We start from the raw sequence: 20,905 nt of genomic DNA on the forward strand, positions 1-20,905 counted from the left end.
CAAACCCGGCTATTTGAGCCGGGTTTTTTTATGATATAACCCGCCGAATTCAAAATATGCTATTATGTAAGGCCTTGGCAGCAACCTTTGCTTTTTTATATCAAACGTTGAATGAGTCTATCTGAAACTAAACTCCCAATGACTTAGTACCCATCAATCAGAACCAAGCCTAATGGTGAAAACTTATTACTAATAATACAACTATTAAACCCTTTTGGGCAACTTCATCAGATAATTTAATAACTTCGGCGAAGATGGGGGTGCTGCTAAGCAAATCTGAGCACTGCATATTCCCATAAAAAAACCCGCCACAAAGGGCGGGTTTTTATGGGTAAATCGTATTATTAAGTTGAGTTCTGATTCTGGATCAGTTCTCCATATTTACTATATCATCGTACATGCGCTGTATATCATTCCGGTGGCAAGCCTCGTCACTGGCGAGTCTGTCAAAGACATCCCCTGCGGGCTGACCCTTGAACTTCTCAGCGAGATCCTCGTAATACTTCACCGAGTTCTCTTCGTACCTTATAGCGATTAGAAGAACATCCTGCACGGTAAGCTCTCCGGTAACAACCTCAGGTTTAGCGTTTTTGCCAATCCCAAGACCCTTCCAGCGGCAGCTCACATCAAGACCGAGTCCATCGAGGCTGCCCTGCTCAAGGGCCTCCTTGATTGCCTTGGTGTGCTTGTCCTTCTGCTCCATAAGGTCTTTGATAAGAGCTTTGGTGCTGAGATCCGAAACCACGTTAAGCAGTTTCTCATAAAACTCAAAGGACAGCTCTTTCTTAACCTTTGCTTCTTCAAGAGCTTTTCTTACATCAGCATCCATCAGTTCCGCTCCTTATCGATTATACAGCTATGGTCTGTACTATGTTTACGAAGATGGAGGGGAAGAAGCCAATCATAACAACCACAACAGCTGCTATGAAGGTCGCCACGAAGCTTGCTGGTGCAAACTTAAGCTCCACATCGTATTCGGACTCTTTGAAGTACATGAAGATTGTGACCCTCATGTAGTAGTAACATGCAAGTGCACTATTAAGCACACCAACGATAGCAAGCCAGTAGATCTCTGCCTTAATCGCCGACATGAATATGTAAAACTTACCTACAAATCCCGCAAGAGGGGGAATGCCGGCAAGAGAGAACATAAACAGAAGCATTGCGAGTGCTGCCATGGGGCTCTTCTTTGAAAGACCCGCAAAACTCTCGATGCGCTCGTTCTCGATCATACCCTTGTTCTTAAGAAGACCAAGGATAGTGAATGCACCAATGTTCATGAAACTGTATATGAGCATGTATACAGCAATCGCCTTGAAGCCTTCGGGAGTCATGGTCACAAGACCGATCATCATATATCCGGCGTGGGAGATTGCGGAGTATGCAAGCATCCTCTTTACGTTGTCCTGTGCAAGGGCCACAAGGTTACCGTAGGTCATTGTGAGCACTGCAAGGATGGAGAAGAAGAGCGTCCACTGGTCCGCTGCGGGTGCAAGGGCTACCATCGCAAAACGGATGAGTGCGCCCATGGCTGCTGCCTTGGGTGCAACTGTCATGAAACCTGCCACTGGCGTGGGTGAACCGGTATAAACATCGGGAGCCCACATGTGGAAGGGAACAGCAGATATCTTGAACGCAAATCCTATAAGCATAAGCACGAGACCGAACTTAAGCGCCATACCACCCTCACCGGCCTGAATCGCCTGGGCGATCTCCATGTAGCCGAGGCTTCCGGTGTATCCGTATACGAAGGTAAGACCGTAAAGAAGGATACCGGAGGAGAAGGCACCGATAAGGAAGTATTTAACGCCCGCCTCGTTGGAACGCAGGTCGCGCTTGTTGAATCCGGCAAGAATGTACATGCTTATGGCCATTGTCTCAAGGCCCACATAGAAGATGGAGAGGTCAAGGGCACTCACCATGAACATCATACCAATGATGCTGAAGAACATGATGATGTAGAACTCTCCCTTCAGCATCTTCTTGTCCTGAAGGTACTGCACAGACCCGAGGGTCGTGAGCGAGTACGCAAACATGAAGATGATAAAGAATACATATGAGAACCTGTCCCATACAAGCATGTTGTCGAAGCCGACAAAGTGCTGTGTGGGTGAGGGGATTCCGATGACTGCGGTGAAGAGGAGGAAGGCAATTCCGAAGTACCCTACACCGGACTTCATCTTATCCCCGGCCATAACGTCGATGACAATGAGCACGAGTGCGAAGATTGTCATCAGCGCTTCGGGGTAGATTGAAAGTATGTTCAGTATAACTTCTTGGTTCATTCGTTAATCCTCCCTACTTCATCGCCACGCCGGCGCTGTGTACCTGCTCAACGAGCCTGGCAACGCTTTCGTGCATGTAGGATGTGAAGGTCTCGGGATACATACCGACCCAGAAGACGATGATTATCAGAGGCATAAGGTAGATAACCTCTCTGAGATTCATGTCCCTAAGGTTTTCCCAAGTGGTGTTAAGCCCTTCGAAGAGCACACGCTGATACATCCAGAGCATATATACAGCGGCGAAGATAACACCGCTTGCGGCGAGTATTGCATAGTCTGAGAAGGCTGCGAAGGCTCCCACAAGCACGAGGAATTCACCGATGAATGCGCCCATGCTGGGTAGACCTACGGAGGCCATGGTAAAGATAAGGAATATCGTGGCAAAAAGAGGAACACTCTTTGCGATACCGCCGTAGTCCTTGATCATCCTGGTATGTGTTCTTTCGTATATCGCACCGATTATAAGGAAGAGCGCACCGGTGATTATACCGTGGTTGAACATCTGAAGGATACCACCTTCAACACCAGGCTGGTTGATTGCGAAGATACCGAGGGTAACAAAACCCATGTGGCTTACTGATGAATAGGCAACAAGCTTCTTAACATCCTCCTGAACCATTGCTACAAGGGCTCCGTACACTATCGCAACAACTGAAATGGCTGCTACGAAGGGCATGAAGTTTATAGAGGCCAGCGGTGTCATAGGAAGACAGAACCTGAGAAAGCCGTAGGTACCCATCTTAAGAAGAACACCGGCAAGGATAACAGAACCGGCCGTGGGCGCCTCAACGTGTGCATCGGGAAGCCATGTGTGTACCGGGAACATGGGTACCTTGATGGCGAATCCGAAGAAGAACGCGAGGAACACAATTGTCTGGAATCCGGCAGTGTACTTAACAGCCTGGGATGTAATCGCAAGTATATCGAATGTATATGTACCCGTAATGTCACCGTGCTTGAAGAAGAGTGCGATAATCGCAAGCATCATAAGTACGGAACCTGCAAGGGTGAAGAGGAAGAACTTAACCGCAGCATATATCCTGCGCTTTCCTCCCCACACACCGATGATGAGGTACATGGGTATAAGCATCGCCTCCCAGAATATATAGAAGAGGAAGAAATCAAGGGCGAGGAACACACCCACCATTCCAGTTTCGAGAACCAGCATGGCTATGTAGAACTCACGCTGTCTCTTCTTTATATATGTAAAGGAGCCGAGTATCGCGATTGCCGTAAGCAGTGTTGTCAGGAACACCATCAGAATGGAGATTCCGTCAACACCGACATAGTATTGAATACCGAGGGCCGGTATCCAGTCCGCCTTTTCCACATACTGCATAAGGGCAGACTGCTTGTTGAAGGAAGTCATCAGAGGCATCGTAAGGATAAACTCGATAACACTCGCAACAAAGGCGGCCCACATTGTGGACTTACCGTCCCTGAAGAATATAAATATGAACAGGGCGGCTACAAGCGGGAAGAAAATCAGTATTGAAAGGATGTTTTCCATCATTGTTTAACTCCCCCTTAAACCGTGTAGAATATTGCGAGAAGCGCGAACATGCCAACCACCATCGTGAAGATGTATGTCTGCATGCGCCCTGTCTGCACGTGTCTTATAACGCCGCCGAGGAACATCGGAACCTTTCCGAAGGCGTTTACGATAAAGTCAATCACATTCACATCGAAGCCCTTCCAGAGGAAGTTTGAGATTGTGATTAAGGGGTAAACGAAGAGGAAATCGTATATCTCATCGAAGTACCACTTGTTGAAGAAGAGTTTATGTACAGGCTTGAATGCCTTTACAGTCTTGCCGGGAAGCTCGGGCATCTTTATGTAGTAAAGGTAGCTGAGGAAGATACCGAAAGCGGCAACAACTATTGAAAGAAGCATAAGCCCGGTCGCAAGCCCCTTGGAGAGATGCTCGATATGGAAATGCTCGGGCACAAGGACACTACCAAGGAAATGGTGAATGTAGCCGTGCTCAAGGGGATATCCGAATATCGCACCTACGAATACAGAGAGGATTGCGAGGAACACGAGGGGACCGGTCATGGACCAGGGTGACTCGTGTGCGTGGTCGTGGAGATGCTGATTCCTGGGTGTTCCCTCGAAGGTCATGAAGAATGAGCGGAACATGTAGAATGCGGTCATACCCGCTACTACCGTACCCACAAACCAGGGGAAAGTGTGTCCGCTTGCGAAGGTCATGGCAAGGATCTCATCCTTGGACCAGAATCCCGCAAGGGGCGGAATACCTGCAATGGCGATACAGCCTATGAGGTAAGTCCAGTATGTTATGGGCATCTTCTTCTTAAGTCCTCCCATCTCTCTGATGTCCAGGTTGTTCTGCATAGCGTGCATAACGGAACCGGAGCAGAGGAAGAGAAGGCCCTTGAAGAAAGCGTGGGTAAAGAGGTGGAATATACCTGCAATGTAAGCACCCACACCAGTGGCCATAATCATGTAACCGAGCTGGCTGACTGTGGAGTAAGCAAGAATCCTCTTAAGGTCATACTGGGTGAGACCGATCGTCGCACCGAGCAGAGCGGTGAACATACCCACATAAACAACCACAAGGCTTGTGAGTTCCGCCTGGGAGAAGAGAGCGTTACAGCGTGCTACCATGTAGACACCTGCAGTAACCATCGTTGCCGCGTGGATAAGAGCGGAAACGGGGGTGGGACCCTCCATCGCATCGGGGAGCCATGTGTGAAGCGGGAACTGGGCTGATTTACCAACCGCACCGCAGAAAAGGCCGAGAGTCATAAGGTCTATGAGGCTGAAGTTCATGCCGAAGACATTGAATGTGCTCTCTTTAATGTGATGTATAGCTTCGTAGTTGAAAGCATCGCTGTAATCAAGGCTCTTGAATGTGAAGATGACAAGGAGGAGTCCGATATAGAATCCGAAGTCACCTATACGGTTCATTACAAAAGCTTTCTTGTTTGCCAGCGCTGCGCTTCTCTTATGATACCAGAAGCCGATGAGCAGGTAGGAAGAAAGACCCACAAGCTCCCAGCCCACGAAGAGCATAAGGAAGTTGTTACCGAGCACGAGCACGAGCATGGAAAGTGTGAATATGGAGAGATATGTAAAGAATCTCCAGTATCCGGGATCATCGTGCATGTAGCCCATGGAGTAGATGTGCACCATGGTGCTGACAGTGGTAACAACCACAAGCATAATCGCTGTAAGGGGGTCGACCAGTATGCCGAAAGGCACCGTCAAGTCCCCTGCCACAACCCAGTTGTATAGGGTGGCATCCACGCTGTGTCCCCCCATCACCCTGGCAAAGGTGATAAGTGAAACCAGCCATGAAAGACCTACACCGGCGATCGCAATGATATGCGCCTGATTTTTAATGTAGAGTCTTCCGAACAGACCGTTAATAAGCAGAGCTGCTAACGGTCCGAGAAGAATTAAGACCTCCAAATGCATATCTTACCCCTATCCTCTCATGATATTAATTTCGTCTGCGTTAACGGTCTGCTTGTTTCTGAACAGACTAATAATCAGTGCAAGACCAACAGCGGCCTCCGCAGCTGCCACAGCCATGACGAACACGATGAATATCTGTCCGCTCATGTCTTTAAGGTAGTTGGAGAATGCCGCAAGGTTTATGTTAACTGCGTTGAGCATAAGCTCTAACGACATGAACATTACAATCAGGTTCTTTCTAACCATCACACCAAACATGCCGATGGTGAAGATGATCGCACTGAGAACCAGATAGTGTGCTAGTGTGAGTTCCATCATTCCCCTCCTGAGTCCCTTTTCGCTATTACGATGGCACCAATCATCGCAACAAGAAGAAGCAGTGAGGCGATTTCGAAGGGTACCAGATATTTTGTAAAGAGAACGGCTCCATAGGCACTAACGTTACTTATACCCTCTGCGTAGGGGATGCCTTCTATGGCTCCGCTCTTAAGAACATCGGAGCTCCAGATAGTGGTGATAATCTGAAGGAAGACGATAACAGCCGCAACGCCGGCGATAACAAACCGTACGGGAAGCCTCATGAATCCGCTTGTCTTCGGGTTAAGCAGCATAACAACGAAAAGATAGAGAACCAGAATCGCACCTGCATAAACCAGAACCTGAATAGCGGCCACATACTCTGCATCCAGCTGAACAAAGATTCCTGCCACGGTGAAGAATGTAAGCAGCATCCAGAGTGCCGAATGCACGGGGTTTTCCCTCGTGACCACTCCTAAAGCTGAGATAACGGCAAGGCCGGCAAGGATATAGAATGCTATCTGAGCCATCATAACTGCTCTCCTTTGGCTTCTGCCATCTTCTGCTCTTTCTTGTAGTTCTGCGTAAGAGTCTTCATGTTAACAACGTAATTGTCTCTGGTGTTGTCCACGGTGTGATAGTCGCGTCCCATGTGGATGGCATCCACAGGGCACGCCTCTTCGCAGTATCCGCAGTATATACAGCGGGAAAGGTCGAGCTCGTATTTTCTAATAAGCCTCTGCCCTTTGTGACCACAGTCGGTGACAATGTGGATACACTCGGAGGGACAGACAACCTGACAGAGGTAGCAACCCACACACTTAGTGACGCCCTCCTCGTCGGTTTTGATATACTGTATTCCCCTGAATCTGGGAAACACCGGTGTATCTTCATAGGGATACTTGTAGGTAACCTTCTTCTTGAAGAAGTGTTTCATGGTTACCCCGAGTCCCTGAAGAATCTCGGTAAAAAAGAATGTATCAAATACGTTCTTCATGCTTCACCCCTTACCTTACTATGTAAACCACGATTGAAGTCACCAAGATATTGGCAAGCGCAATCGGTATGAGTATCTTCCAGCCAAGTCCCATGAGCTGGTCAAAACGAAGTCTGGGGAGTGTAGCCCTGAGCCAGAGGTAGAAGAACATGAGCACCAGAACTTTTCCGATAAACCAGACAAGCGGGGGGAGTATGGGACCGTTCCAGCCGCCGAGGAACATTACCACTGCGAGTGCTGAAACAAGATACATGTTTGCATACTCTGCCAGGAAGAAGAGAGCAAACTTCATTGATGAATACTCCACATGGAAACCTGCAACGATCTCCGTCTCCGCCTCGGGAAGGTCGAAGGGGGCTCTGTTTGTCTCTGCAACCGCTGAAATCATGTAGACTATAAAAGCCACAAACTGCGGAATTACAAACCAGAGACCCTGCTGAGCCAGCGTTATATCTCTAAGGCTGAGTGAGCCTGCGAGAAGTGCGGGGCCAACAAGGGAGAGACCCATGGCTGTTTCGTAACTTACCACCTGTGCGGATGAACGAAGACTACCAAGAAGTGCGTACTTGGAGTTCGATGCCCAGCCGGACATGATGAGTGCGTATGTACCCACAGAGGAGAGTGCCAGTACATAGAGCAGACCGATGTTAAGGTCTGTTATATAGGGCTGTATCTCCATGCCGAAAACCGTAAAGGTCTCGGCAAAGGGTATTACTGCGAAGGATGCAAGCGCCGGAACCATGCCGAGAAGCGGTGCAATAATAAACACCGGCTTGTCAACCATATCCGGGGTAAGGTCTTCCTTAACCACGAGCTTGAGACCATCCGCGATGGGCTGGAGTAAACCTTTCCATCCAACGTGGGTGGGTCCAAGACGCACCTGCATAGCACCGATTACCTTACGCTCTGCCCATGTCATGTAGGCGACACCGAGCAGGGTGCAGGTAATCACGATCAGAATCTTGATGATTGTGAATACTATAGCGAGCAACATTCCCCTACCTCATATATCATTATGTTTACTTTCAACCACTCTTCTCGATGGAGACCTTAAGAACTCTGCCCTTGGTGAAGAGGTCCGCCGTATCGGCGTAATCTTCAGGGAGGGATACACATCCCTTTGTCATGTTCTTATCCACTTCAGCTGCAAAAACCCGGATTACATCACCGGCCTTAACCGCAACCTCATTCCCTGACTCTATACCGGCAGCTTCGGCATCCTTATCATTAATGATAAGCTTCGCATCGCCGTAAACCTTGGCAAGGTCATGGGACCATCTTGTGTATGAACCGCTGTGCAGCCTGAGAGCAGCGGGATAAAGATAGAAGCTTCCCTCTCCTGCCGCAACGGTCTCTTTCTCAAATTCCCCTTTGATTGCATAGGGATACTTGACTAGTCCGCCGTTGAAGTCCACATCTTTATAAAGGGGATTCTCCTTCCTGATCATCTCCCTTATCTCGTCCACATCCGCAGTAAGCTCTTTGCCAAGCTTTGCGGAGAGTGCGGCGATAACGTCTGAATCAGTACATACGCCTTTGTCTACTGCCTTTTGTACTTCCTGAACCCTTCCTTCAAGGTTTGTAAAGCTTCCGTTCTTCTCAGCGTAGGTGGCAACGGGAATGTATACGTTTCCTCTCTTTGCCGTTTCGCTCATGAAGGGGTCGGTAACCATAAAGAGTTCAAGGTGGCTGTACGCCCGCTCAATCTCGCTCCACCCTGTGCGCACGGCAACGTTTTCACCGAGGCAGATGAGTGCTTTTACTGATTGATTCTCAAGACCCTTTCTGAGGTTAACACCCCTCTCGGTCTCTTTTAGGCCAGGGCCAAATCCGTTTTTAGCTCCCATATCAAGAACACCCTGGGAGTTGTTCTTGCTCCTTGCGGCTACAAGCTTAAGAGAGGGATATGCCTTCTTAAGCTCTTGTGCGTAGTAAAGATCCGCAGTGTTGTAAGGGCTGTAAACAACGACGGGGTTCTCGGCTCCCTTGAGAGCTTCTGCAGCTTTGGTTTTTCCAGCAACAAGCTCGTCCATTGCTGCATAAACAGCGTCGGGGGTTCCGGTGTGCATCTCAGTAGCCACACGCTTAAGAGCGGTTTCGCTGGGATAGTACACGTAAAGACCCGCATCATTCATCCTCGCCGCCTTGCGCACTGCAAGACCAAGGATGGGGTTTGATTCGGTTACATCTATATTGAGCGTAACAACACAGTCGCTGTTCTCGACATCCTCATAGGTAGCCTCAGGAAGCGATGTGGTAGGCTCAAGTGAGTATACGTTTGTGGTTCCGATAACCTCTCTTGCAAACTTCTGTGCAAGGAAGGCTTCTTCGTTGGTAAGTCTGGGTGAAACAAGAACGCCGATGGCATCCGAACCATACTCGCTCTTGATGGCTCCGAGCTTCTCGGAAACGGTATCGAGTGCCTGCTCAAAATCCACAGTCTCGAAATCGCCGTTCTTTCTGATCCTGCACTCTGTCTCACGCTCCATGCTGTTGATGAATTCAAATCCGAAACGACCCTTAGCGCAGAGATAACCATGGTTGGCTCCCTCTTCAGGTGCTTCGTTCATACGAAAGACTTCGTTACCTTCGTGGTCGAGCTTTATGTAGCATCCGCAGGAGCAGAGGCCGCATACAGAGTCTACCGATTCAAGGTTCCAGGGTCTGTTTTTGAAGAGATAAACCCTGTTGTTCAGCGAGCCCACTGGGCATACGCTGATACACTGTCCGCAGAATTCGCAGTTCCAAGGCTGGTCGAAGGCGGTTCCGATCATCGTCTCCGTACCTCTGTTAACGAAGCTGATCGCCTGGATATTGACAACCTCGTCACAGATACGCACACAGCGTCCGCAGAGAACACAGCGGTCTATATCCCTTTCGATGAATGGGTTTGTGTGATCGACCTCGGTGTTGTTAGGCTCTGCATCGAAACGAACGTTTGTAAGCCCGGTCTCGTAGGTGAGATCCTGTAGTGTACATTCACCACCCTTGTCGCATACGGGGCACTCAAGGGGGTGGTTTATGAGAAGAAGCTCCATAACGGTCTTTCTGATCTTCTGAAGCTTCTCTGTGTTTGTAAGGATTTCCATATCCGGTGCGGCGGGAGTGGTACATGCAGTCATGAGTCTGGGGTTACCCACAGCCTCGACAAGACATACCCTGCACGCTCCGAAGGGGTTCAGACGTGCATCGTGGCAAAGCACGGGGATATGCACCCCGGCCTTCTCAGCCGCCTGGAGGATGGTGGAATCCTTCGGTACTTCTACCTCTATTCCGTTTATCTTAAGATTTACCATCTGCATATCCTCTCGTTAGTCTATTGCGTTGAACGGGCAGTTTACAATGCACTCACGGCACTTAACGCACTTGTCATGGTGTATGTATGCAAGCTGGCCCTTTTCCCATGTTATAGCATCAACGGGGCAGGCCTTCTTGCAGAGACCGCATTTCTTACATCTGTCCTCGGCCACGATGAACTTGATAAGCTCAGCACACTCCCTTGCGGGGCACTCGCTCTCATAGATATGTGATTCGTACTCATCCCTGAAGTAGCGGATAGTAGTGAGAACGGGGTTGGGAGCTGTTTGTCCGAGACCGCAGAGTGATGATACCTTAATATCCTGAGCGATGGACTCAAGCTTCTCGATATCACCCTCACGCCCGTTTCCGGTCGTAATACGGTCAAGGATGTCAAGCATCGTCTTCGTTCCGATACGGCAGGGGATACATTTACCGCAGGACTCCCTCTGGGTGAATGTGAGGAAGAACTGGGCAACGTTCACCATGCAGTTGGTCTCATCAAGAACAACCACACCGCCGGAACCCATCATCGCACCAGCTGCGATGAGTGAGTCATAATCTATCGAAGTATCAAGGTGATCCGCAGTGAGACATCCGCCGGAGGGCCCGCCGAGCTGAACAGCCTTGAACTTTCTCTTTTTGGGGATACCGCCGCCAACCTCAAAGATAAGCTCCCTTACGGTAATACCCATGGGAACCTCAACAAGACCTGTGGACTTCACCTTTCCGGAGAGTGCGAAGATCTTTGTTCCCTTGGACTTCTCTGTACCGATATCTGCGTACCATTCTGAACCGTTAAGGATAATGAGAGGGAGGTTCGCAAAGGTCTCAACGTTGTTAACGTTTGAGGGCTTCTGCCAGAGTCCCTTAACTGCGGGGAAGGGGGGTCTGGGTCTGGGCATTCCCCTTTCACCCTCGATGGATGCGATAAGAGCTGTCTCCTCACCGCAAACGAAGGCTCCCGCACCCTCTTTAAGCTTAAGGTGGAAACCGAATTCCTTTCCAAGAACACTGTCTCCGAGGTATCCTGCCTCTTCGGCATCGATAAGTGCCTTACGAACCCTCTTGATTGCAAGGGGGTACTCAGCACGGCAGTATATGTATCCGTCTGTACAGCCTATGGCATAGGCTGATATAAGCATTCCTTCTATAACTGCGTGGGGGTTACCCTCAATGATGGAACGGTCCATGAAGGCACCGGGGTCACCCTCATCTGCGTTACAGATAAGGTATTTTGTTTTGCCAGGTGTGTTTCGGCAGAAGGTCCACTTAAGACCGGTGGGGAAACCACCGCCCCCGCGTCCTCTAAGGCCAGCTTTCTTAACCTCTTCGATGACATCTTCGGGCTTCATCTCGAGAACCTTCTTAAGGGCCTCGTAACCGCCGTGGGCTATGTAGTCCTCGAGGCTGTCGGGGTCTACCTTACCGCAGTCGTTAAGGACATAACGCTTCTGCTTGTCGTAGAAAGCGAAGTAGTCCTTCTTTGCGGCCCACTTGGTAACAACCTCTCCACCCACAATATGCTCTTCGATGATGGTGGGAACCATCTCATCGGTGACATGCTCATAGGTGACGGGGCCCTGTCCGGGTATGTATACATCAATAAGAACGTCACGTGCGCAAAGACCCCGGCAACCGGTCTGCTTTGCCTTGCAGTTACGCTCTTTCACATCTGTATTAGTAAGGCCTCTTTTCTCAAACTCCCTGTCAAGGGCGTCCATAACAGCCTGACCGCCGGAGGCTACTCCAGCGGTTCCCATACAAACATGAACTTCAATCTGATCTGTTTTATATTCGCTCATCTAATAACCCCTACTATTCTTCCTCTTCGTATTTGCCTGCGGCGTAGTCCCTGAAAATCTTTCTGGATTCTTCGGGGGTAAGGTTACCGTGGGTGTTGTCGTTAACCATGATAACCGGTGCCATACCGCATGCGCCGATGCAGGAAACTTCCTCAAGGGTGAACATTTTGTCCGGATCAGTCTCACCATCGTGGATTCCGAACTCCTCATTAACAACCTCGGAGATACGTCCGGAGCCGCTAACGTGACATGCAGTTCCTCTGCAAACCCTGATGACATACTTTCCTCTGGGCTTGGTGTAGAACTGTGCATAGAAGGTTATAACGCCGTAGAGAACGTGTGAGGAGATGTTGAGATTCTCTCCAATACGCTCCACAACCTCGGGATAGAGGTATCCGTAGGCATCCTGAACCTTCTGAAGAACCGGGATAGTTGAACCTTTCATGCCTACGTATTCCTTGCAGATCGCATCGCACTTGGTCCAGTCGAGCTCTTCTGCTGTACGCTCCGGCTCTTCCTCTTCTATTTGTTGAGCTGTTTCTTCTACAGCTGTCTTATCTTCAGCCATTGTATTCCCCCTTACCTGTCGATCTCACCGAGTACGACATCGTTCGTACCGATGATTGCAACGAGGTCTGCAAGCATGTGTCCTTCTGCCATATGGTTAAGAACGCCGAGGTTTATGAAGGAGGGAGCACGTATCTTGAGCCTGTAGGGTCTTTCTTCCCCTTCGCTCACGATATAGAAACCGAGCTCACCCTTGGGAGCCTCAATACCCTGATAGGTTTCACCCTTCGGGGGTTTGAAACCTTTGGAGATGAGGTAGAAACGTCTGATGAGGGATTCCATCCTCTCGTAAACGTCCTCATGCTTGGGCATTGAAAGCCTGGGGTCATCGGTCATAACCTCGCCCTCGGGAAGGTTTGCAAGAGCCTGTTCAACGATCCTGTTGGACTCGCGCAATTCCTTTATACGCACCTTGTAGCGTGCATAGGTATCACCTTCGGGCTGTGTAGGAACTTCGAAATCGAATTTATCGTAGCAGCAGTAGCCTTCGTCCCTTCTGAGGTCGAAGTCGATACCGGCGCCTCTCATGAGGGGACCACTGGTACCGTAGTCCATAGCGTCCTCTGCATTGAGGATACCGATGCCGATGGTTCTGCCTTTCCATATTCTGTTGTTTGTAAGAAGCCTCTCGTAGGTGTCTATAAGACTGGGGAATTCCTTGATAAAGGATTCTGCCAGCTCAAAGAACTCCTCGGGCATATCCTGACGGATACCGCCTATGCGGATCCAGGATGATGTCATCCTCTGCCCTGTGGCGCACTCGAACATATCGAGAACCCTTTCACGCTCACGGAATGCGTAGATGAAGACTGTCATCGCACCGATATCGAGGGCGTGGGTGGCGATCCATACGAGGTGGCTCACTATTCTTGAGAGCTCTGTGAGGATAACCCTGAGATAGTCCCCTCTCTCGGGTATCTCAACGTTGAAGAATTTTTCAACGGCGAGACAGTACGCAAGGTTATTTGAAAGGGGTGAGAGGTAGTCGAGCCTGTCGGTAAGAGGTATGAACTGATGATAGGTTCTGTTTTCCGCAAGCTTCTCCGTACCCCTGTGCAGGTATCCCACATCGGGATCAACTTTCACAATAGTCTCGCCGTCAAGATCGACAACGAGCCTGAGAACACCGTGAGTACTGGGGTGCTGAGGCCCCATATTCACCGTGACTACTTCGGATACTTTGTTCTTTATATCTTCCATTTCCTTCTCCAATCCGTTCCTTACTTAGAGTACTTGATACCGAGGCCCTGCTCGTCGGTTTTGTTGAACCACTTCCTCTCTTTAAGGGGGAAGTCCTTACGAAGCGGGTGTCCTTCAAAGAAGTCGGGGAGGAGAACCCTTCTGAGGTCGGGGTGTCCTTCGAACTCGACTCCCACGAGGTCATACTGCTCTCTCTCCATGATGTTTGCACCCTTCCAGATCCCTGTGATTGTGGGGTAAACATTATCCTTCTTGGAGAGCTTTACGAAAACTCTGAGCTTGTTCTCGATGGAGAAGATGTTGTTTGTAACTTCGAATTTATCTTCTTTCTTGGGCCAGTGCACAGCAACAACATCCACCATATACTTGAAGCTGTACTTTTCCTTGAGTGTAGTAAGAACATCGAGGTAGTCCGCCTCGTCCTTAACCCTGATGAAGTTACAGCCGAACTGCTCGTAGCAGTTCACTTTACCCTGAAAGTCCTGTTCAAGACTGCTTTTCAGTTCTTCGAATGTCATTACGCATCCCCCTGCTTTCTAACAACCTTTTCGGTCATAATCTTATCCTGCAGAGCAACGATGGCATCAAGAAGCGCTTCGGGTCTGGGGGGGCATCCGGGAATGAAGAAGTCCACGGGGATAACCTCGTCAACACCCTGTACAGTTGAGTAGGTATCATATATACCGCCGGAAGTGGCACAGCTGCCCATGGCGATAACCCACTTAGGCTCGGGCATCTGCTCGTAAACCTTTCTTACAACGGGGGCCATCTTTCTGGTAACCGTACCGGCAACGATCATAACATCGGACTGACGGGGCGTCGCACGGAAGATAACACCAAGACGGTCGAGGTCGTGCTTTGCAGCACCTGTAGCCATCATCTCAATGGCGCAACAGGCAAGACCAAAGGTTACAGGCCAGAGCGAAGACTTCCTCGCCCAGTTGATAACATTGTCAACCGTAGTTGTTAGCACATTATCTGGCAGTTTGTTGTCTATTAGACCCATTCTAAAGCTCCTTTCCTCCAGGCATAGAAATATCCGAAAATGAGGATTACAAGAAACAGTATCATCTCTATCAGTCCATACAGGCCAATCATGTCAAATGACACTGCCCAGGGAAACAGGAAGACCGTTTCCACGTCAAAAATGACGAAAAGCATGGCTATTATATAGAATCTGACATTGTACCGTTTACGGGCGTCACTGAACTCGGGCATACCACATTCGTACACTGAGTTCTTAACTTTACCGTATTTACGGGGACGCACAATACCGCCAACTACCATAGTGACGGCACCAATAAGACCGGCGATCAAAAACATTAAAGCTACTGGCAAATATTCGTTCATACCACACCTCTGTATTTTGTATACAGTATGCAAGACTTATCACACCCCGACATACCTGTCAACAAGAAACATTGTTTTAACAAGCGTCGACAGACACATCGGCCTACAGCGATAAACCTATAATGCCTATAGGTTATCTCAATGGCTAGAGGAGCGCTTCAGGGCGCCTTCCAGAACCGCCATATCTTCGGGCAGGGGGGCCGAAAAATCAAGCATATTTTTGTCAAACGGGTTTCTGAAGATCAGCCGGGCCGAGTGCAGAGCCTGTCTCGGCATTTTGAAACCGGTGTTATGTTTTGGGCCATACACCGAATCTCCCAGTATAGGGAAGCCCAGATGCTGCATATGAACCCTTATCTGATGGGTTCTCCCGGTGTGGATCTTCACTTGAGCCTTAAAGGCTTTACCGTATTTTTCAACAACAGTTATGTCGCTGAGTGCGTTTCTTCCATCCTCCCGGACAGTCATCCTTTTCCTGTCCACGGGGTGCCGGCCTATGGGCGCATCCACCCTTTTCTCAATGAAACCGGGATTACCGAAGCAGAAAGCAGTATACAGCTTCTCCACTTCCCTATTGAGGAACAGGGCGGAGAGCTTCTCCCGGGCATCCCTGTTCTTCGCCACAACTAACAGCCCCGAGGTGTCCTTGTCAAGCCTGTGGACTATACCGGGGCGGAATTCGTTTTCATCATTGATACTGTACCTGTATAGTATTCCATTAACAAGGGTATTATCGGGCGATCCCGGGGCGGGATGCACGGTTATTCCGGGTGGCTTATTGATTATCAGTAAGTTCTCCTCTTCATGGACCACATCAAAAGGTACATCCTGGGGTTCGAGGTGCGGGAGCTCTTCATGGGGTATCTCTACCCTTACACTCTCTCCCCCCTTGATCTTGGCGGATTTTGAAACGATCCGGCCGTTCACCTCCACAAAACCCTCATTAATAAGCTCTGCGGCAAGACTCCGGCTTCTGCCGATCCTCGATGCGATAAGGACGTCAAGGCGGACACCACGCTCCTCGGCGGTGAACTCGAATGTTTCATCTATGTCATCCGAAAAACGCAAATCCAGCTCCCCATACATTTATATACTGCATATAAAACAGCCCCGTCCCTTTTTACGTTGACATATACTATATGTATTGATAAAAAGGTCAACTGCCTTGCTGCAGGAAGAATAGACCTGCGGCTATAATCCATAAGGAGGAAAAATTGAATACCTATGAAACTGTGTTCATAGTTCGCCCTGACGCATCTCAGGAAGAACTGGACAAAAACGTTGAGTTCTACAAAGGACTCATTGAGCAGAATGGCGGCGAGATCATCAAGGTCGAGCCCTGGGGCAAGCTTCACCTCGCCTACGAAATCAGAAACTCCAAGGAAGGACACTACTTCCTCATCCAGTACAACGCAGAGCACGACTTCAACGATGAACTCGAAAAGCGTTACCGCTTCAACGAGGACATCCTCAGAAGCGTTGTAGTCAAGATCGACGAGAAGAAGTTCAAGCTTAAGCCCAAGAAGGACCCGACCCCCAGACCCGACCGCAGAGGCGGCGGAAGAGGACGTGACGGCAGAGACGGAAGAGATAACAGGGACAACAGGGACAGAAACCCCAGAAGACCCAGAGATGACAACGACAGCAGAGACAACAGATCAGCTGACAGACCCTCCGAGAGACCTGCTGAAAACACGGAAAAGAAAGAAGCTCCCGAAAAGAAAGAGGCTTCCCAGGAAAAGAGCGCGGAGTAATCCCGCACAACACACATTATATAAAGGTGAAACATGGGCTCTTTGAACAAGGTTATCCTGCTAGGCAATGTAACGAGAAACCCTGAAGTCAGGTATGTCCCCGGTAAGGATCTTGCCGTGGCGAAATTCGGTCTTGCCGTAAACAGAAGAACTCGAGAGAGAGAAGAAACCTGCTTTATTGATATCGTCGCCTTCGGTAAAACCGGTGAGATCTGCGGCGAATATCTCAGCAAGGGAAGCCCTGTTCTCATCGAAGGTCGTCTTTCCTTCAACACCTGGGAGCAGGAAGGGCAGAAGCGCAGCAAGCACGAAGTTGTTGCTGAGAATGTCCAGTTTGTTTCCAGCCGGGGCGGTGATTCCGGCGGTGGCGGCGGCTCTTACGGAGGCGGTTCCTCATCCGGCGGCTCAGGCAGCTACGGCGGTTCAGGCGGCTCTGGAGGCTCAGGCGGTTCCGGCGGTGATGACTTCAACGAAGACGACATACCCTTTTAACACCATTTAAGGAGATATAGAAATGGCTGTAATGAAAAGAAGATTTCAGAGAAAGAAGGTTTGCAGATTCTGTGCAGAAAAGATAGATATCGACTACAAGGATGCCAAGCTTCTCAGAAGCTTTGTAACCGAAAGGGGCAAGATTATGCCCAGAAGGCTTACAGGAACATGCGCAAAGCACCAGAGGCAACTCGCCTCCGCTGTTAAAACAGCACGTTCCATTGCGCTTCTCCCCTTCGCACTCGATAAGTAAACAGATATACGGGGAGCTTTGCCAAGCTCCCCTTTTTTAATTAGATATGAGCATAATATACCTTCCGCTAGCAAGCCTGGCTCTTTTCGGAGCGAACATATTTTACCCCAGTATGGGGATACTTCTCAGTCTGTTTGCACCCCTGCTCCTCCTGTTATATCTTGTGGATGAGCGCAGGGAGAAGCTTTCAGACATTATCTCCGCCACCGCACTCATAGTATCGGCCTACTTCTTCCCCATCATGGCGGGATATTATGCGGTTATGGTTCTCTTCACTGCCTACTTCATACTCTACTGCAACCGGAACAACCTTTACCCGAACTGGCTCCCTGTGGCGGGTTCCCCTATACCCATATTCCTTGTGGCGGCCTTTGTGGTGTATCTGCTCCCCGACAGCCGTGATATGCTCATAGATATCGTCAAGCAGCTGCTCACAAACATGACCGAGGCGGTTAAACAGTCGCCGAATAACGAGGTTCCAGAGCACTATATAGCCGTCCTGGAGCAGAACATAGACCAGGCCGCTCGTTCCGCTGTATTTATATTTCCGGGCCTGAACTACTCCTTTGTGTCACTTATCGCCTATTTCACCATGAACTTCTTCCTCAAGATGAAGAAAAGCGAGCATATCCCCTTCAGGCTACCCGACAACGCCGTATGGATAATGATCGCAGGAGTGGCGTGCTTCTTTATAGGAGGCGAGATACCACGCTCTATCGGGATGAACACCCTGCTCATATTCACATCCCTATATTTCTTTCAGGGGTTTGAGATTGTCCGCTTCTGGCTCGGCCGCTTTAATGTGTTCCCCCTGATAAAGGCTATCCTTTATATACTGATATTCAGCCAGTTTACCCTTATAATCCTAATAGCCCTTCAAGGGCTCTTCAGTATCTGGTTAAACATGTACCCAAGGCCGGAGGAAGAAAAAACGGAGGAGGACTAGAGAATTGATCGGCAAGAAGACCGCAACCCTCATCTCCGTAAACACGGCCTTTCTACTTGCAGTAATCAAGCTCATCGGCGGATTCTGGACGGGCTCTGTATCCGTACTATCCTCCGCCATGGACTCTCTGCTTGATATCGGCTCCTCCACCATAAACTTCTTCGCCATCAGAAAGTCCGAACAGCCCCCTGATAAGGACCACCGATTCGGCCACGGCAAATACGAGCCCTTCGCCGCCTTCTTTCAGTCTATTATTATCAACCTCTCCGGCGCATACATACTCTATCAGGCTTACAAAAAGTTCACCGGCGATGAGCCAATCAAGGGCCTGAACTACGGCATATATATAATGATATTCTCTCTCGCCGCCACCCTTGCCCTTGTGATTATGCTCCGTGCGGTGGGCAGGAGAGAGAAATCGCCTATCCTCAAGGCGGAGGCGATACACTATGAAATCGACCTGCTCACAGGGGGCGGGGTACTCGCCTCACTATTCCTTGTGAAGTTCACCGGGCTCGTTTTCTTCGATCCGCTCATCTCCGTAATCATCGCCCTGAAAACTATGTACTCGGCGACCTCACTCGGAAAAACGGTCTCTAAAGATCTTCTGGACGAGGCATTAAGCCCTGAGGATATGGATAAAATAATCGGTGTACTCAGGTCTTATAAATGTGTTATAGTCGGTCACCACAACATCAGAACCCGTAGCAGCGGCCCTGAGAAGTTTGTGGATATGCATATAAACGTCAGTAAATATCTCACAGTGGACGACGCCCACTTCATAGCGGACTGCATCGAAAAGGATATATCAGAACAGCTGGGCGGAGCGGATGTGACAATCCATATCGAACCGTGCATCCCCGAAGAGGGGAATGAGCGCTGTGAGACTGTATGCAGTGATGAAATGCATGAAAGTATAGAAAAACTAAGAAAATCAAGGGGGTAACTCAATGAGTCAGTTCATGGAAAACCTTATTGCCGAAAGACTCGGCGGAAAAATGTTCGGTAAAGACACGAACATCTACAAGTTTGAGAAGATCAAAAGAGCGAAGCGTGCAGCAATGGATGCAAATCCCGGCACCGAGCTCATCGATATGGGTGTGGGCGAGCCCGATCAAATGGCCCATGAGGATGTACGCAAGATCCTCTGCGAGGAAGCAGCCAAGAGAGAGAACCGCTTCTACTCCGACAACGGTATACAGGAGTTCAAGGACGTCGCAGCAAAGTATATGAAGGACCGTTTCGGTGTTGAAATAAACCCTGAAACCGAGATAAACCACAGCATAGGCTCCAAGCCCGCCTTCGCCTTCGTTCCCTTCACTATGATAAACCCCGGCGATGTTGCACTTATGACCGTCCCCGGATACCCCGTTGCAGGGTCCATAACAAAATACCTCGGCGGCGAGGTTTATAACCTCCCCCTCACAAGGGAGAACAGCTTCCTCCCCGATCTCGACGCAATCCCTGCGGACGTGCTCAAGAAGGCTAAATTCCTCTACCTCAACTACCCCAACAACCCCACAGGGGCACTTGCTCCCGTATCCTTCTATGAGAAGGTTGTTGAGTTCGCCAAGAAGAACGATATCGCCGTTATCTCCGATGCGGCCTACATAGAGCTTACCTACGGCGAGGACCAGCCCTCCTTCCTCAGCGTCCCCGGCGCAAAGGATGTGGGTATCGAGATCCACTCCCTCTCCAAGAGCTACAACATGACAGGCTGGAGAATGGCCTTCGTATGCGGTAACGAGCACCTTGTTAAGGCGTTTGCCACAGTGAAGGACAACAACGACTCCGGCCAGTTTATCCCGATACAGAAAGCATCCGCATACGCCCTTGAGCATCCCGAGCTCATCAAAGAGACGAGGGAGAAGTATGCAAGAAGGCTTAAGGGGCTCGCTGAAGTTCTCAGAAAGAACGGTTTCGATGTGGATGAGCCCAAGGGAACATTCTACCTCTACTTCGGCATCCCCAAGGCAACCAAGAAGGGGCGTGAGTTCAAGAGTGCAGAGGAGTTCTGCGACTATCTCATCAGAGAGAAGCTCATAAGCTCCGTTCCGTGGGATGATGCGGGCAACTTCCTCCGCTTCTCCGCAACCTTCACGGCAGACACCGTAGAAGAGGAGCAGAAGATCATCGGCGAGATCGACAAGCGTCTCTCCGACGAAGAATTCGTATTCTAAAAGTGCTTTAGTTCATAAAACGGGTTAAACCCCGGTCGAAA

General features: G+C 49.6%; 22 protein-coding genes. 6 read left to right on the top strand and 16 right to left on the bottom strand.

What is annotated here, in order from left to right; translation table 11 throughout:
- Positions 1-367: 367 nt before the first annotated feature.
- The 16 genes from K300_RS0108250 to K300_RS0108325 form a co-directional block, all read right to left on the bottom strand.
- The gene (locus tag K300_RS0108250; protein ID WP_022851197.1) at positions 368-829 is read right to left on the bottom strand and encodes a ferritin family protein; all 462 of its coding nucleotides are present in this window, start codon (positions 827-829) and stop codon (positions 368-370) included.
- Between the two features lie 19 nt (positions 830-848).
- Positions 849-2,285, bottom strand: coding sequence for an NADH-quinone oxidoreductase subunit N (locus K300_RS0108255; protein WP_022851198.1), 1,437 nt, complete (start codon positions 2,283-2,285; stop codon positions 849-851).
- 13 nt (positions 2,286-2,298) lie between these two features.
- Positions 2,299-3,798, bottom strand: coding sequence for an NADH-quinone oxidoreductase subunit M (locus K300_RS0108260; RefSeq protein WP_022851199.1), 1,500 nt, complete (start codon positions 3,796-3,798; stop codon positions 2,299-2,301).
- Between the two features lie 14 nt (positions 3,799-3,812).
- Positions 3,813-5,726, bottom strand: coding sequence for an NADH-quinone oxidoreductase subunit L (gene nuoL, locus K300_RS0108265; protein WP_022851200.1), 1,914 nt, complete (start codon positions 5,724-5,726; stop codon positions 3,813-3,815).
- A 9-nt stretch (positions 5,727-5,735) separates the two neighbouring features.
- The gene (gene nuoK, locus K300_RS0108270) at positions 5,736-6,041 is read right to left on the bottom strand and encodes an NADH-quinone oxidoreductase subunit NuoK (RefSeq protein WP_022851201.1); all 306 of its coding nucleotides are present in this window, start codon (positions 6,039-6,041) and stop codon (positions 5,736-5,738) included.
- On the bottom strand, positions 6,041-6,556 hold the full coding sequence (locus K300_RS0108275) for an NADH-quinone oxidoreductase subunit J (protein ID WP_022851202.1): 516 nt from the start codon (positions 6,554-6,556) through the stop codon (positions 6,041-6,043). Before K300_RS0108275 ends, nuoK begins: the two co-directional genes overlap by 1 nt.
- Positions 6,553-7,020 carry an NADH-quinone oxidoreductase subunit NuoI gene (gene nuoI / locus K300_RS0108280; protein WP_022851203.1) on the bottom strand — a complete coding sequence of 156 codons (468 nt, stop codon included), beginning with the start codon at positions 7,018-7,020 and terminating at the stop codon, positions 6,553-6,555. The genes K300_RS0108275 and nuoI overlap by 4 nt, the downstream gene beginning before the upstream one ends.
- Before the next feature lie 10 nt (positions 7,021-7,030).
- Positions 7,031-8,014 (bottom strand): NADH-quinone oxidoreductase subunit NuoH, encoded by a 984-nt coding sequence (gene nuoH / locus K300_RS0108285; protein ID WP_022851204.1) that lies wholly within the window; start codon positions 8,012-8,014, stop codon positions 7,031-7,033.
- A 31-nt stretch (positions 8,015-8,045) separates the two neighbouring features.
- Positions 8,046-10,322, bottom strand: coding sequence for a molybdopterin-dependent oxidoreductase (locus tag K300_RS0108290; RefSeq protein ID WP_022851205.1), 2,277 nt, complete (start codon positions 10,320-10,322; stop codon positions 8,046-8,048).
- Positions 10,323-10,331: 9 nt separating this feature from the next.
- Complete coding sequence (gene nuoF, locus K300_RS0108295) at positions 10,332-12,122, bottom strand: NADH-quinone oxidoreductase subunit NuoF (RefSeq protein ID WP_022851206.1); 1,791 nt, start codon at positions 12,120-12,122, stop codon at positions 10,332-10,334.
- 13 nt (positions 12,123-12,135) lie between these two features.
- Positions 12,136-12,690: an NADH-quinone oxidoreductase subunit NuoE gene (gene nuoE, locus K300_RS0108300; protein WP_022851207.1), complete on the bottom strand. Its 555-nt coding sequence runs from the start codon at positions 12,688-12,690 to the stop codon at positions 12,136-12,138.
- Between the two features lie 11 nt (positions 12,691-12,701).
- Positions 12,702-13,889 carry an NADH dehydrogenase (quinone) subunit D gene (nuoD, locus tag K300_RS0108305; RefSeq protein ID WP_022851208.1) on the bottom strand — a complete coding sequence of 396 codons (1,188 nt, stop codon included), beginning with the start codon at positions 13,887-13,889 and terminating at the stop codon, positions 12,702-12,704.
- A 20-nt stretch (positions 13,890-13,909) separates the two neighbouring features.
- Positions 13,910-14,407 carry an NADH-quinone oxidoreductase subunit C gene (locus K300_RS0108310; RefSeq protein ID WP_022851209.1) on the bottom strand — a complete coding sequence of 166 codons (498 nt, stop codon included), beginning with the start codon at positions 14,405-14,407 and terminating at the stop codon, positions 13,910-13,912.
- Positions 14,407-14,895 carry a NuoB/complex I 20 kDa subunit family protein gene (locus K300_RS0108315; protein ID WP_022851210.1) on the bottom strand — a complete coding sequence of 163 codons (489 nt, stop codon included), beginning with the start codon at positions 14,893-14,895 and terminating at the stop codon, positions 14,407-14,409. Before K300_RS0108315 ends, K300_RS0108310 begins: the two co-directional genes overlap by 1 nt.
- Positions 14,886-15,239: an NADH-quinone oxidoreductase subunit A gene (locus tag K300_RS0108320; RefSeq protein ID WP_022851211.1), complete on the bottom strand. Its 354-nt coding sequence runs from the start codon at positions 15,237-15,239 to the stop codon at positions 14,886-14,888. Before K300_RS0108320 ends, K300_RS0108315 begins: the two co-directional genes overlap by 10 nt.
- A 138-nt stretch (positions 15,240-15,377) precedes the next feature.
- Positions 15,378-16,307, bottom strand: coding sequence for an RluA family pseudouridine synthase (locus tag K300_RS0108325; RefSeq protein ID WP_040463636.1), 930 nt, complete (start codon positions 16,305-16,307; stop codon positions 15,378-15,380).
- Between the two features lie 146 nt (positions 16,308-16,453).
- Between K300_RS0108325 and rpsF the strand changes: the two genes are divergently transcribed.
- The 6 genes from rpsF to K300_RS0108355 are packed head-to-tail and all read left to right on the top strand — an operon-like array spanning position 16,454 to position 20,864.
- Entirely contained in the window at positions 16,454-16,993 is a 540-nt protein-coding gene (gene rpsF / locus K300_RS15100) for a 30S ribosomal protein S6 (protein WP_022851213.1), read from the top strand.
- A gap of 33 nt (positions 16,994-17,026) precedes the next feature.
- The gene (ssb, locus tag K300_RS0108335) at positions 17,027-17,485 is read left to right on the top strand and encodes a single-stranded DNA-binding protein (RefSeq protein ID WP_022851214.1); all 459 of its coding nucleotides are present in this window, start codon (positions 17,027-17,029) and stop codon (positions 17,483-17,485) included.
- A 22-nt stretch (positions 17,486-17,507) separates the two neighbouring features.
- Positions 17,508-17,738, top strand: a complete 231-nt coding sequence (rpsR, locus tag K300_RS0108340) for a 30S ribosomal protein S18 (RefSeq protein ID WP_022851215.1) — start codon at positions 17,508-17,510, stop codon at positions 17,736-17,738.
- Between the two features lie 46 nt (positions 17,739-17,784).
- Positions 17,785-18,684 carry a DUF2232 domain-containing protein gene (locus K300_RS0108345; protein WP_022851216.1) on the top strand — a complete coding sequence of 300 codons (900 nt, stop codon included), beginning with the start codon at positions 17,785-17,787 and terminating at the stop codon, positions 18,682-18,684.
- Between the two features lie 4 nt (positions 18,685-18,688).
- Positions 18,689-19,630: a cation diffusion facilitator family transporter gene (locus K300_RS0108350; RefSeq protein WP_022851217.1), complete on the top strand. Its 942-nt coding sequence runs from the start codon at positions 18,689-18,691 to the stop codon at positions 19,628-19,630.
- A 4-nt stretch (positions 19,631-19,634) separates the two neighbouring features.
- Positions 19,635-20,864, top strand: a complete 1,230-nt coding sequence (locus K300_RS0108355) for an LL-diaminopimelate aminotransferase (RefSeq protein ID WP_022851218.1) — start codon at positions 19,635-19,637, stop codon at positions 20,862-20,864.
- Positions 20,865-20,905: the final 41 nt, after the last annotated feature.

This window comes from Limisalsivibrio acetivorans (genome assembly GCF_000421105.1).
In the GTDB taxonomy this organism is placed as follows: domain Bacteria; phylum Chrysiogenota; class Deferribacteres; order Deferribacterales; family Geovibrionaceae; genus Limisalsivibrio; species Limisalsivibrio acetivorans.